Annotated in this window: 12 protein-coding genes; all 12 read left to right on the top strand. The window is 60.7% G+C overall.

The window, feature by feature from the left end; translation table 11 throughout:
• Window positions 1-114 precede the first annotated feature (114 nt).
• The 12 genes from ACTJI5_RS01135 (at window position 115) to ACTJI5_RS01080 (ending at window position 13,263) form a co-directional block, all read left to right on the top strand.
• Window positions 115-306: a DUF6771 family protein gene (locus ACTJI5_RS01135; protein WP_440859108.1), complete on the top strand. Its 192-nt coding sequence runs from the start codon at window positions 115-117 to the stop codon at window positions 304-306.
• Window position 307: 1 nt separating this feature from the next.
• Entirely contained in the window at window positions 308-637 is a 330-nt protein-coding gene (locus ACTJI5_RS01130) for a hypothetical protein (protein ID WP_440859107.1), read from the top strand.
• A gap of 10 nt (window positions 638-647) precedes the next feature.
• Window positions 648-1,163: a hypothetical protein gene (locus tag ACTJI5_RS01125; protein ID WP_440859106.1), complete on the top strand. Its 516-nt coding sequence runs from the start codon at window positions 648-650 to the stop codon at window positions 1,161-1,163.
• Window positions 1,164-1,176: 13 nt separating this feature from the next.
• A complete protein-coding gene (locus ACTJI5_RS01120; protein ID WP_440859105.1) occupies window positions 1,177-1,836 on the top strand; it encodes an SOS response-associated peptidase in 660 nt (219 codons plus the stop codon).
• Between the two features lie 495 nt (window positions 1,837-2,331).
• Entirely contained in the window at window positions 2,332-5,346 is a 3,015-nt protein-coding gene (locus ACTJI5_RS01115; RefSeq protein ID WP_440859104.1) for a BPTD_3080 family restriction endonuclease, read from the top strand.
• Window positions 5,343-6,275, top strand: a complete 933-nt coding sequence (locus ACTJI5_RS01110) for a hypothetical protein (RefSeq protein ID WP_440859103.1) — start codon at window positions 5,343-5,345, stop codon at window positions 6,273-6,275. Before ACTJI5_RS01115 ends, ACTJI5_RS01110 begins: the two co-directional genes overlap by 4 nt.
• Window positions 6,275-9,061 (top strand): site-specific DNA-methyltransferase, encoded by a 2,787-nt coding sequence (locus tag ACTJI5_RS01105; protein ID WP_440859102.1) that lies wholly within the window; start codon window positions 6,275-6,277, stop codon window positions 9,059-9,061. The genes ACTJI5_RS01110 and ACTJI5_RS01105 overlap by 1 nt, the downstream gene beginning before the upstream one ends.
• Window positions 9,062-9,092: 31 nt before the next feature.
• A complete protein-coding gene (locus ACTJI5_RS01100) occupies window positions 9,093-9,635 on the top strand; it encodes a GIY-YIG nuclease family protein (RefSeq protein WP_440859101.1) in 543 nt (180 codons plus the stop codon).
• A complete protein-coding gene (locus ACTJI5_RS01095; RefSeq protein ID WP_440859100.1) occupies window positions 9,632-11,689 on the top strand; it encodes a 3'-5' exonuclease in 2,058 nt (685 codons plus the stop codon). Before ACTJI5_RS01100 ends, ACTJI5_RS01095 begins: the two co-directional genes overlap by 4 nt.
• 64 nt (window positions 11,690-11,753) lie before the next feature.
• Window positions 11,754-12,179 (top strand): hypothetical protein, encoded by a 426-nt coding sequence (locus ACTJI5_RS01090; protein WP_440859099.1) that lies wholly within the window; start codon window positions 11,754-11,756, stop codon window positions 12,177-12,179.
• Window positions 12,180-12,223: 44 nt separating this feature from the next.
• Window positions 12,224-12,850: a hypothetical protein gene (locus ACTJI5_RS01085; RefSeq protein WP_440859098.1), complete on the top strand. Its 627-nt coding sequence runs from the start codon at window positions 12,224-12,226 to the stop codon at window positions 12,848-12,850.
• Between the two features lie 122 nt (window positions 12,851-12,972).
• On the top strand, window positions 12,973-13,263 hold the full coding sequence (locus ACTJI5_RS01080) for a hypothetical protein (protein ID WP_440859097.1): 291 nt from the start codon (window positions 12,973-12,975) through the stop codon (window positions 13,261-13,263).
• Window positions 13,264-14,014: the final 751 nt, after the last annotated feature.

Raw genomic sequence — 14,014 nt, 5'->3', positions numbered from 1 at the left:
GAGATACATCGCGAGCGTCGACCGCTCCCAAACATCGAGTCTAGGTTATGGTTTCGAAATCTTCCGAGACGGTTCCGGCTTGCGCTTTCGTTCCTTTTTTGTTCTCATGCTGCTATGGATAAAATTGACGAAACCCGAGTCGCGAGGGCGATCCTCGCCGCCCCCGGCTGGGCCCGCGTCGGCATCTCTGCGCCGAAGGAGAGCACGCGCGAGGCCGCTGCGCAGGAGCTTGCGCTGACGATTACGAAGATGTTCGGCGAGCGATCTTCGGCGATCGACCCGAACCAGCTGGTGCTGGCGCTGTGACGTGCAGCATACGAAATCGGGCATCCCGCGGGCCACGCATATTTTCGAGGCGGCGATTTGGCATTATGCTGTCCAGCCGGTCTGCCGCTGCGGCCATCACGCCAAGTTCGACGCGGGGCTACTCTGGTATCGCTTCCACCGAAAAGGCTGGGACGATAATCTTCGCTCTGCCTGCCGCCATTTCCGGTGTCGGCAATGCGCGTGGAAGGCTGGTCACCGGGTCCAGCCACTGCGTCTCGAAGTGGTCGCGTGGGACAAGGATGCGATCCAGATTAAGGAACTGGTCGATGAACGCGAGTGGAAGCGGGCGATCAGCCGCTACCGCAGCTAGGAGCTAGATGATGGACCGGGATTTCGACGACACGCTGCAGGGCGTCGGCAAGGGCGGTCACCGGATCATGATCTGGGACGGCCGCGAGGAGCGGCAAATCGAAGCGCATTGGGGCTTGATGTCGCGCGATCCCGAGATCGGCCAGATTCCGCTTCTTAAATCCGAGACGGCTCGCATCGAGAACCCGTGCCTGATCCTCGCGAACGAGTTCGGCATCAAGCGCGACGGGAAGACGCTCTATGCCGCGAGCCTCGTCACCGACATCCCCTTCTTCTGCATCGCGGGCGTTTGGCAGCGCGGCACGCGCGACTACCCCGACGCCTTCGCCGCGCTGACCGTGCCGGCCTATCCTGATCTCGCCATGCACAAGGATCGACATGTCGCCGTGGTCCACCCCGACGACTGGTTCGACTGGCTTCTGCAGGAGCGGCCGGCGCTGGATATGTTGCGCCGGTTCCCGGAAAGTAGCTTCACGATCACGCCGCCGATCCAGGAGAGCTTCGAAGGACTGCTCGGCGCCGCCTGAACCGGAGCCGCGAATGTGCAACCTGATCACCTTGAAAGCCTCGGTCGATGAGGTGGCGTCCTACTTCAAGGCCCGGCGACCGAAGCCGACGAACGCGAGCCCCGGCGAAGTCTGGAAGGGCGGGACGGGGTTCGTCGTCCGAGAGGTGGCTGGCGGGCGGCAGATCGACGCGATGGTATGGGGCTTCCCCCGGCACTCGCTGAACAAGCGAACAGGGCAGCCCAACAAGCCGACGCACGTCAACAACGCGCGCGATGACAAGCTTATGTCACCCTACAACATGTGGCGCGAATGGTTCCTCCAGCCAGCGCACCGCTGCTTGATCCCGATCAGCGCATTCGCCGAGGCGGTCGGTCCCGCGGGCCAAATGACCCGCGCCTGGATCAGCATCGCGGACCAACCGCTCGCCGCCTGCGCCGGCCTCTGGCGCCCGACCGACGAATGGGGAGATAGCTACACCATGGTGATGGTAGACGCCGTTCCGGAAATGCTCGACATCCACGACCGGATGCCGGTGATTTTGCGGCACCGGGACCACGACGCCTGGCTTCATGCTCCAGCTGAGCAGGCTATGGCGCTGGTTGCGAAATATCCTGCCTCAAGTCTGGTGGTCCAGAGGACGTCCGATCCTTGGAGTGCGGCCTCCGCACCAACTTCGCCGCGGCTAATTTAGTGGGCGGTAGCGGAACCAACCAGAAATCACGCGTGGATTATGTATGGCGAGTGGCGGTGGTCGGTCGCATCATCGAGGCGCGAGTTGACCGTCGGTCGATCCTCTGGCGATTGCCCACCAACGCCAATATTGGAATTTTGAAACAGTAGCGGGCGCGGTCTTTAGAGCTGATTGCACTTGGCAAGAAGGGTAGTAGGCTAAATGAACGGGGTATGGGGGGTCTAGAAGACCGACCCTCCCGAGGCTGCCGAAATTAAAATTTTTCGGTTTTTCGGATTTTCGATCCGTTGAGCTCTCTCGCCCCACCAATAGATAGCACCACGAAAACGCAACCGAAATGGCACCAATCTCACCGATGGAATTATCGCAAAGCTCGCACTCGACGTTGCAGCATGTCGATGGCCTCGCTAGGAGCTAGAGGCCCGTAGGTAGTCGAAATCGCCTCCTATTTGGTCTTGGGGGATGTAAATGCAAGTATCGTCAAGGCTCGCCTGAATGAGCGATGTCTTCTTTCAATCCCCGATCCTCAACTCGCCGTATGAGGAACCCGGACGCCATTGGGAACTCGACGATGCGGGGCAGCCGACGAGCATAATCGTTCCGCGCAGGCGCCAAAGTGCGCTCGTTTCCCCAATCCCCAAGGCGAAAAAGGTGCGCGGCAAGGCGGTCCAGGCCGACTTCCTCGCCGACGAAGCCGGCCAGGAATATAACCCGACCGAGGTCATCAACGGTATCCGCTCCGCAGTCGAGAGCTGGCGCTCCCTGCCGGAGAGCCAGTGGCGGGTGACGCCGACAACCGCGCGCTTGCTCCGCCACTGGCGCACGCACAAATTCGCCAACCAACGCCCCTTCTTCTGCCAGGTCGAAGCCGTCGAGACGGTCATCTGGCTGACCGAGGTCGCGCCGCGCTCGTCTTCACAGGGACGGCGCTTCTGGACGCACCTAGAAGCCGCCAACGAAGCGTCAAACCCAGAGCTCATGCGGATGGCGCTCAAGCTCGCAACCGGCGCGGGCAAGACTACGGTTATGGCGATGATTATTGCGTGGCAGACCCTCAACGCCGTCCGCCATCCCAATGCGAAGCGTTTCTCCAAGGGCTTCCTCATTGTCGCGCCAGGGATCACGATCAAGGACCGGCTGCGCGTTCTCCAGCCCAATGACCCGGACAGCTATTACCAGAGCCGCGAGATCGTGCCTGATGACATGCTCCTCGACCTCGGCCGGGCGAAGATCGTCATCACCAATTTTCATTCCTTCAAGAAGAAGGACGAGGTCTCGCTGAACAAGGTGCAGCAGGCCGCCCTGCGCACCACCCTCAAGCCGGAGAGCGACGGCGCGATGATCCGCCGCGTTGCGGGCGAGCTTATGGGGCTCAAGAATATCGTCGTCCTCAACGACGAAGCGCACCACTGCTACCGCGAACGCCCGCTTACGGATGAAGAGCAGAAGGCGCTCAAGGGCGACGAGCTGGCCGAAGCGAAGGAGAATAACGAAGCCGCACGACTGTGGATCTCAGGCATCGAAGCCGTGAAACGTGAGCTCGGCGTGTCGATGGTCTATGACCTGTCGGCTACACCATTCTTCCTCCGCGGCTCGGGCTACCGCGAAGGATCGCTGTTCGGCTGGGTGATGAGCGACTTCAGCCTGATGGACGCGATCGAGTGCGGCATCGTAAAGCTGCCCCGCGTCCCCGTGATGGACAATGTGCCCGGTGGCGACACCCCGATGTTTCGCAACCTGTGGGAGCATGTCGGCAAGCATCTTCCCAAAAAAGGCCGCGGCAGCTCGAAGGGGCTCGATCCGCGCAAGCTGCCCAACGAACTGCTGACCGCGATCGACGCGCTCTATGGCCACTACGAAAAGACCTTCGAGCTTTGGCGTGAAGCCGGCATCGGTGTCGATCCTGTATTCATTGTTGTCTGCAACAACACCGCGACCTCGAAACTCGTCCACGACTATATCGCCGGCTACGAGATCGAGGACGATGACGGCAACATCACGCCGATGAAGGGCAAATGCCCGCTCTTCTGGAATTATGACCCCGACGGAACCGCGCTGCCGCGTATGCGAACCCTTCTGATCGACAGCCAGCAGCTCGAGAGCGGCGAAGCGATCAGCAGCGATTTCCGCGACGCCGCAAAGGATGAGATCGCGCGGTTCAAGGACGAGTTGATCCAGCGCACTGGCGATCGCATGGCGGCGGAGAAAATCGACGACGCCGCGATCTTGCGCGAGGTGATGAACACCGTCGGTCGTAAGGGACAGCTTGGCGAGCGTATCCGCTGCGTCGTGTCGGTGTCGATGCTCACCGAAGGATGGGATGCGAACACCGTCACCCACGTCCTCGGCATCCGCGCCTTCGGCACCCAGCTGCTCTGCGAGCAAGTCATCGGCCGCGCGCTGCGGCGACAATCTTATCAGCTGCAGGACGACGGGCTTTTCCCGGTCGAGTATGCCGATGTCCTCGGCATCCCCTTCGACTTCACCGCCCAGCCAGTGCAGGCGCCACCAAAAGCGCCCGTCGACATGGTCCGCGTTCATGCGATCAGCCCTGCGCGCGATGTGTCGGAGATCCGCTATCCGCGTGTCGAGGGTTATCGCACCGAATTGCCCAGCGAGCGGCTGACCGCCGAGTTCACATCAGACTCGACGCTGGAGCTGACCCCCGATCTCGTCGGGGCCACAGAGACCGTGAACTCCGGCATCATTGGCGAGACCGCCGATCTCACGATCGAGCACCTCGCCGACGAACGCTCCTCGACCATTCACCTCAAGCTGGCCGAGTGGATCGTGAAGCGGAAGATGACCACCGCCGGCGAGAGGATCAATCTGGGTCTGCTGGTCCAGATGAAGTCGATCGTCCGTCGCTGGATGGCCGAGCATCTCGTGCTCGCAGGCGGAACCCAGCCGGCCCAGCTCCTCTATTATAATATCGCCGACCGTGTTGCAGACCGCATCATGGCCGCGATCACGCGCGGGCAGGAAGGCGGGGGCCGCGTCCTCGCGATGCTCGACCCTTACAACCGCGAAGGCAGCACCCGGCACGTCAGCTTCATGACCAGCAAGGATCGCTACGAGACCGGCGACCGGTGCCACGCCAATTACGCCGTGATCGACAGCGACTGGGAGGCGGAGTTCTGCCGCGTCGCCGACAAGCATCCGCGCGTCATCGCGTGGGCGAAAAATCACAACCTTGGCTTCGAGGTTCCCTACAGCGCGGGTGGTGAAGCACGACGTTACCGTCCCGATTTCATCCTGCGCATCGACGACGGTCGCGGTCCCGACGATCCGCTCAACATGGTTGTCGAGATCAAGGGCGCCCGCGATGAGGACGACAAGGATAAGGCGGAGACGATGCGGACCTTGTGGGTTCCCGGCGTCAATGCCCTCGGCGACCACGGCCGCTGGAGCTATGCCGAGTTCACCGACGTTTGGACCATCGCAACCGAATTTGCGGCAAAAGTAGAGGCTTGGCTGGACGATATGAGTGACGACAAGGTGAGCGCGTGACCGACGGTTTCTCTACCCCCGTATTTGCGCGCCTCGTCGATGTCGCGCCACGCAGCGCCTGGCCGCACGAGGCCCATGCCTTCACGCCTTGGCTCGCCGACAATCTCGACCGGCTCTCGGACGCGATCGGCATCCCGCTTGAGCTGACCGGGCGTGAGGTCGGCGTCGGGCGCTATTCGGCCGACATCCTTGCGTCGAGCCCGGCCGACGGCGCAGTTGTGCTGATCGAAAATCAGCTCGAACCGTCCGACCACACCCATCTCGGTCAGATCATGACCTATCTGGCCGGGCTAGAGGCACAGGTAATGATCTGGCTCGCCCCCGCGTTCCGCGAGGAGCATCTCTCTGCGCTGCGCTGGCTCAACCAACACACCGATGAGCGTTTCTCGTTCTTCGCGGTGCGGTTGCGCGTCGTGCAGATCGCCGACTCGCCGCTGGCGCCGCTATTCGACGTGCTCGAAAAGCCCAATGCGTGGGATCGGTCGCTCCAGCAAACCGCGCGCTCTGCGGCCGCCCCCATCGATCCTATTGCCGCAGCGCAGCGCGAGGGTTTCTGGTCCGCCTACGCCGAACGCGATCCTGCCGTTGAGAGCGACCGCCGTGTCGGCGCGACCGTCCGTTGGCGCTCCGTGCCCGGCACCGGCATCGTCATCTCGCGCTTCAGATCGAAAGGCAAAGTCGGGCTTTTCCTTCGCGGCGATTATGGTCGCAGCGGAGAACTGACACTACCGCGCATCGAAGGGGTGGCGAATGCGCTGGAGACGGAGCTCGGCATCCCGCTCGGCAATGCCGACTATCCCTTCACAATGTCTCGACCGGTCAACCATGACGATCCGCAAGAGGTCGCCGCGGCGATCGAATGGCTCGTCTCCGCAACCGCGCGCTATGCAGCCGCGATCGCCACTCATCTTCAGATGGAACCCGCCTAATGGCCAAAAAGCCCCTTACCGTCGACACCCTCACCCATGACGAGGCGACACGGCGCAATGCGCCGACGGCAGAGCTGGAGGCGTTTGTCTCGGACGATGTTAAGGCGCCGATCCGCGCCGCCTATGAACGGCGCAACCCCGATCTCGACCCGCAGCTCGTGTGGCGCGGCAAGGATGTCGCCGACTGGTCCGACCTGATCGTCGAGGCGCCGCCGCTCTATATTCAGGAAAAAATCCATCCCAAGGCGCTTGTCGAGGATCTGAAGCGCGCGAGCGCGCGCCGCGCCGATCCCGAGGTTGCGCCCGACCTGTTTGCCGACTTCAACGGCATCGACCCGGAACAACGCACCGAGTTCTATGCGCACGACCAGCATTGGTCGAACCGCATGATCTTGGGCGATGGCCTCAAGGTCATGGCGAGCCTAGCGGAGCGCGAGGGGTTGAAGGGGCAGGTGCAGTGCATCTATATCGACCCGCCCTATGGCATCAAATTTAACTCCAACTTCCAGTGGAGCACCACCAGCCGCGACGTGAAGGACGGCAAGGCCGACCATTTCAGCCGCGAGCCCGAGCAGGTGAAGGCGTTCCGCGACACCTGGGTCGACGGCATCCACTCCTACCTCACCTATCTGCGCGACCGCCTGACGGTGGCGCGCGACCTGCTGACCGAGAGCGGGTCGGTGTTCGTGCAGATCGGCGACGAGAATGTGCACCGCGTGCGGGCGCTAATGGATGAAGTGTTTGGGGACGAGAATTTCTGTTCTGAAATAACGGTCAAAAAGACGACCGGTGCAGGTAGCCCGGCCATTGGAACGAAGGTGCTCGCATCAACGCAGGACTATATTCTTTGGTATGCAAAATCCGGCCCCGCGGTGAAGTATCGACAAGGGTATCGCCCTAAAGACGCGGAAACCACGGGATACGATTATCGCCGTCTTCCAGATGGAAGTGTGGTAGCGGCATCGACCGGATCAAGCGGTGAAATATGTTCACTTGATAACTTAACCTCACAGACCGGTGCAGACACTACGCGCGTGCCGATCGAACTTTTTGGGCGGCGCTTTTCCCCAACGACAGGAGGTTGGAAGACCAACGTCCTCGGAATGTCGAGGCTGAAATCGGCATATCGCCTAGGGATCAAGGGGGCTACACCTCGCTACGTTCGCGAGCTGAACGATTTCCCTGTTCGACCGACCAATAATCTCTGGGATGACATTTCGCAGGGCGGCTTCGTAAGTTCGGAGAAATTATACGTAGTCCAAACGACCGCGGAAATAATCCAGCGCTGCATCCTAATGACCACCGACCCCGGCGACCTTGTCCTCGATCCCACCTGCGGATCGGGCACCACCGCTTATGTCGCCGAACAATGGGGTCGGCGCTGGATCACAATCGACACTAGCCGCGTCGCGCTGGCTCTCGCGCGCGCGCGGATTATGGGCGCGCGCTATCCATGGTATGTGCTAGCCGACAGCCGCGAGGGGCAGGTGAAGGAGGGCGAGGTGACGCGCAGCGTCCCCGCCGACATCCCCACCTATGGCCGCATCCGCCAGGGCTTCGTCTACAAGCGCGTGCCCCACATCACCCTGAAATCAATTGCCAACAATGCCGAGATCGATGCCATATGGGAGACTTGGCAGGGGCGGCTGGAGCCGTTGCGGCAGGCGATCAACGCCGCGCTGGGCACCGAATGGCAGGAATGGGAAATCCCGCGCGAGTTGACCGCGGCGCAATCGACCGCCGCGGCGCCGCACGCGGCTTGGTGGGAAGCGCGCATCTCGCGACAGAAGGAAATCGACGCCTCGATCGCGGCCAAGGCCGACACCGAATATCTTTACGACCAGCCCTATGACGACAAGAGCCGAGTCCGCGTTGCAGGGCCGTTCACTGTCGAAAGCCTGTCGCCGCACCGCGTCCCCGCGGTCGATGCCGACGACAGCCTGTTCGACGAGCTCGAAGCGTCCGAAGGCCGGCGGCAGGCCGGCGCCGCGGCAGAGAGCGTCGATTTCGCCGAAATGGTGCTGGAAAACCTCAAACGGTCGGGCGTGCAACAGGCGCATAAGGCGGACCGGCTCGTCTTCGCTTTGCTGAAACCCTGGCCCGGCCGCTTCATCTGCGCAGAGGGCGCGGTGCGGCAGGCTTCGGAGGGCGAGAGCGACACGCTGTCCGACAGCCCCACCCGCCGCGCCGCGATCTTCGTCGGCCCCGAATATGGCACCGTCGCCCGCGCCGACCTGACCGCAGCCGCGCGCGAGGCGATGGAGGCTGGCTTCGACCTGCTTATCGCCGCCTCGTTCAACTTCGACGCGCACGCGTCCGAGTTCGACCGCATGGGGGCGCTGACCGTTCTGCAGGCGCGGATCAACCCCGACCTCCACATGCCCGACCTAGCCAGCACCGGCGCGGGCAACCTCTTCACCGTGTTCGGCGAGCCCGACATCCAGGTCCACGACGAGGCCGATGGCTGCATCAGCATCGAAGTCGCCGGCGTCGATATGTATAAGGGCGGCGAGATCGTCAGCAGCGATGCCGACGACATTGCGGTGTGGTTCATCGACACCGACTATAATTACGAAAGCTTCTTCGTCCGCCACGCCTATTTCCCCGGCGCGAACGATCCCTACAAGGCGCTTAAAACCTCGCTAAAGGCAGAAATCGACGCCGATGCGTGGGAGAGCCTTAAGCGCACGCGGTCGCGACCGTTCCCAAGACCAGCGGGCGGCAAGGTTGCAGTGAAGGTCATCAACCACCTTGGGGATGAAGTGATGAAGGTTGTGGGCGTCTGAGAGACCGACCGCGATCGTAGAGGGGAGCGCGATGCTTTTTCGGAATTACGGGCTGTTCTGGCACGCTGATCGTATTCAATGGGGGAGTCCAGGAAAGGGCAACCAGGGTCGGTTGTTGGGGTATCAGGCGGTCCGAGCTGGCCCTGTGGATTTTCGAAAGCAGCGTGGCGTTTACGCGCTCTACGACGATAACTTTCAGATGCTTTACGTCGGTCAAGCGGGATACGGATATAAGCGCCTGTATGATCGCCTAGATAATCACATGTCGGACCATTTGCGCGAACGATGGCAGCGTTTCTCTTGGTTTGGGATCGATCCCGTCAAGAAGGTCGGCGATGATCTTTGCCTCGTGGAAACGGAGCCGAAGACACCTCAGGTCAACGAGGTTCTCAATCATCTGGAAGCCATTTTGATCGCGGCTGCAGAACCCAAACTCAACAGGCAGGGAGGGAAGTTCGGGAAGGCCCAACAAATCTATCAGTGGCACGAAGACGAAGACGAAGAGGTCGAAATTCGCCTTTCGTCAGTCGAGCTGAACCTTCGCGAACTCATTGATAAAATCGCGAAGAGATGACTCTCCACTACGCCTCGACGTTCACGAAGGCACTCGGTCGCCTCACCGCCACCGAGCAGAAGCTGGTGAAAATCACCGCATTCGATCTCGCCCAAGATGAAATGGGGAACGGTCTTCAACTGCACCGCGTCGACGCGTCGCCCGGTTTCTGGACCGCGCGCGTCAACCAGGACATCCGTATCGTCCTGCACAAGGACGGCGAGCATACGCTCCTTGCCTGGGTCGACCATCATGACGACGCCTATCGCTGGGCCGAGCGGCGCAAAATCGTGCCACACGAGCGCACCGGTGCTATGCAGATCGTCGAGGTCGTCGAGCGAACCGAAGAGCGTCTCGTTTATACCGAGAGGGTCGGGGACACTTCTCCTGCTCCGGTCGCTGCTCATCGACCCTTTGCCGAACTCGGCGACGACGACCTGCTGAATGTCGGCGTCCCCCGCAACTGGCTCGAAGCCGTTCGCGAGGCTGGCGAGGCGAGCGTCGATGGCCTTTTTGCGGCACTGCCCGATGAAGCCGCAGAGGCTCTTTTGGACTATGCAACGGGCGGTCGGCTTGAGGATCATATCCCGGTCCCCGTCGCGCCCGACGCCGATCCTTTCGCACATCCGGATGCCATGCGGCGCTTCCGCGCAGTGGACGGCGTCGAAGAACTGCGGGCGGCTCTCGACGCGCCGTTCGATCAATGGACCGTGTTCCTTCATCCCGCACAACGCGCGCCAGTGACCCGCGATTGGTCGGGACCAGCGCGCGTTTCGGGGTCGGCAGGCACCGGCAAGACCATCGTCGCATTGCACCGCGCCGTGGAACTGGCGGGGCAGGGTGAAGCGCAAGTCTTGCTCACCACATTCTCCGAAACACTGGCGAAAAACCTCGCGATCAAGGTCGCATTGCTGACCGAAGTGCAGAGAGACCGGCGTGAGCATATTTCGGTCCGAGCCATTGATCAGGCCGCGCTAGAACTGTTCGAAAAGGCATTCGGCAGCCCGGATCTGGCAACCAGCGAGCAAATTTTTGCTGCGATCGAGGCCGCGGTCGCTGCTGGGCTAGGCGAAGGGCACGCAACGTCGTTTCTGTTCGAAGAGTGGATCGAACTGGTCGACGCCTGGGGCCTGAAAGACCGCGAAGAATATGCCGTGGTCCCCCGCATCGGCCGACGCACCCGATTGGGACCGAAGCAGCGTGAAACAGCGTGGGCTGTCTTCGAATTTGTCCGCAAATGGCTCGCCGATCGAAACCTGATCACGCTCTCCGACGTTTACGGCCGGTTCACGCAATGGGTCGAGGATGGTGAAGCGGTGCCCTTCACCCATGTCGTCGTCGACGAAGCACAGGATTTGTCGGTAGCACAGGCCCGGTTGCTCGCTGCAGTCGGTCGTGCCGGGCGTCCGGACGCGCTGTTTTTCACCGGCGATCTTGGTCAACGCATCTTCCACTTGCCGTTTTCGTGGGCGCGTCTCGGCCTCGATGTGCGCGGTCGGGCGCAGGTCCTAAAGGTCTGCTATCGCACTTCGCACCAGATCCGCAGCGCCGCTGATCGGCTGCTCGCTCTCGAGATCGTCGATCAGGATGGCATCGAAGAGACCCGCCGCGGGACCGTGTCAGTCTTTGATGGCCCCGAGCCAACCGTCGAGCTGTTCGCAGCTGAGCAGGATGAAATCGCCGCAGTTGCGCTCTGGCTAAGGTCAAGGGCCGAAGAGGGAATGCCCGAGCGAGAGATCGCGATCCTTGTTCGCGGCGAAGCCCAGCTGGAACGTGCGGCGTCAGCCGCCAATGCGGCCAGCATCGATCCCGTCGTCCTGACTATGCACGATGCGAAGGGGCTGGAGTTTCGTGCGGTTGCGGTGATGGCGCTGGATGAAGATGTCCTGCCGGACGCCGCCAGACTCGCGGAGGTCGGTGACATCAACGACCTTGAAGCGATCCAGGATACCGAGCGCCATCTTCTCTACGTTGCCGCAACGCGCGCGCGCGATCGCCTAATGCTATCGGGCGTCGAACCTGGATCGGAGTTCCTCGACGACCTTTCGTCCATATCCGATCGCCACTCACTCTGAGCCGGTCGAAGCAGCTTTACCAACATCCAAATTTCCATGTCCAACTCGTGAAAAGGGGTCCGAGATGAAAGCATGCCCGCTGTGTGGAATTGATGCCGACGAAGCCGACAATAGATGCAGCGGCTGTGGATACCCGTTTTCCGGGGCCGAAATTGATGCGGACGACGAGGATATGTCGCTTTCCAGCGAAAGCTCCCCCGCGCCCGATCGACCCGATGGAGGCACGCCCATGATCGTAGGGTGGCTCTGCCTCGCAGCTTCTTTGATTTTTACCATCGTCGCATTCAATCAAGGGCCGGAGTCCTGGCAAGTGTCTGCTGCCGAATATGGATCAACCAGCGCCCTTTCAGGTCTCGCCGACGCATACGGACGTCAGTGGGCATTCCAGCTCGCCGCGGGTGGATTTTTCACCCTTTTCCTGGTCTTTTGGAGCGTCGGTTATGTCGTTCGGGCAATTAGCTTTTTGCCGGGAAACCCGAAAGCTAAATAACGTGTTGAGCTGACGGCTGGGCGTAAGCCCTAGGGGGATCTGAGATGAAGGCAATTTCTATCGTTGGAATTTTTTCGCTGTTAGCCGCTCCCGCGAGCGCCGCTCCAAGCGTGTTCGTGAAATCAGAACCGAACAGCATGTGGTGGGATGGGGCTATGACTGCCCGTATTTTGGGGACCTCCGCTGGCCCAGTGACGGCTGAAAAGCTCTCTGCCTATCTCGAAAAGACTATGATCTATTATTCCTACCGGGTCTGTTCGCTGGAGGCCGTGCAAGGAGACACGTTCGTCGGCATCGACCGCGCGACCCAGTTGCAGATAGATGAATATCGGCCGCACGTCTCATGGCGCGCGGAAAGCGTCGCGCCGGGAGGTCGCCGCATTCTTGGACAGAGCGTTGTTTTCGAAGGGTGCGAGGCAGACGATCCGCGCGGAGGGGCACTTCTGGTCACCGACATCGCGACAGGAGAGATCCTTCGCTGGGTGCCAATGGGTAGCTATACGAACAAAAGTGGCGATGCGGTTCCGATCTGGGTCATGTTTCTCGATCCGCGCCACGAAGGCGGCGAAGATCTATTTTCCACCTCGCTCTGCCGGGACTGCGGCGACCGCACCCACGTCTATTATGACGTCACGCGAAGGCATATTTATACTGAGCACAATGGCCACTGAGCCAATGTCCAGCGGGTTTGCCAACGCGCTTAGAACTCGTTTCTAAAGCGGGTGATTTGCCATTGGTCATTCAGGCCTCGCATCTGTAGCTGGTTTCGCCTCAGCACCCAAAGGAGGCAGCAATGAAATACGATACTCGCTTTGCTCTTATCGATGCCGATGGCGACTACCGGTATCCTGACTTAATAAACGGCACCTACCAAATCGGTAAGCAGCGAGAGGCGTTGCCTACAAATATCGCCGTGTTTGCGCGCGCTATTTTGATGGACGGAAAGTCGGGGCGGTTCGTGTGCAAGGACGGCCGAAAGCCAGGCGTCGTTGGCTACGGCAAACGAGCAATCATCGGCTACGATCTCGATCCCGACATTGCAGAAATGATCGACGTCCCGGCGACAGGTTTCGTCGGGAAATAGACCGCCACGGTGCTTGGGTCGCGCCATTGGCATGAGCATTGCGGCAGGAAGTGGGCCCTGACCTGCTTCCTGCTTGCTGCCTGACCAAAGGCGCTCGTCACCAAGCAAGCTTCCGCGGGCAGCATAGGAGGCGCACCCCTTGCGTGATGGCGTCGATTTTCGGTTCGCTCTGATGAAATCCAGTTGGCCGAGAAATATCTGTCGCATATGCCGCGGATGACACCGACCATTGGCTGGGCAGCCGGGTTACCGATACCCAACATGCTGATGTCCAGTGGCGAAACCGTTGGAGTCCAGGAGTGAATAAGTGAGTGTAAGGGCGTACAAACTTGGCGACATCGCGCTTTTGGCAGCCGCTTCGGCGACAGGTGTTAGCGAGGCTTTTGTTGAACGGGATGGTGAACCTTACCGGTGCTGGGCCATGGACCGCGACTAACAACTCGACGCGACTTCTAAAGTCAGTCTGCTCTTTGGCGATCTACGCGGCTATGTCGGGGATGACGTTAATGGGTTCCATGTAAGAATTGACGCTCGGAACAGCAGAGATTTGGAGTGTCTGAGCCTTATGAAAATTAGAGAAAATCATGAGAATGAACTACAGAAGTGCCGGAAACTATTAGCCACACCGCAGGTAAAAACACCATTGAACGAGTCGATTTCACCGTGGTCACCGATGGAGTTTGATCGAGCAAGTTGCGAAGAGAAAATGAAGGTGGCGGGGGAGGGTTAAACTTACATGCAGCGGCTATTT

The sequence above is a fragment of the Sphingopyxis sp. 22461 genome, assembly GCF_052044915.1.
Taxonomy (GTDB): domain Bacteria; phylum Pseudomonadota; class Alphaproteobacteria; order Sphingomonadales; family Sphingomonadaceae; genus Sphingopyxis.
The sequence above is the reverse complement of the archived record's forward strand: the minus strand, read 5'-3'. Positions and strand labels throughout refer to the sequence as shown.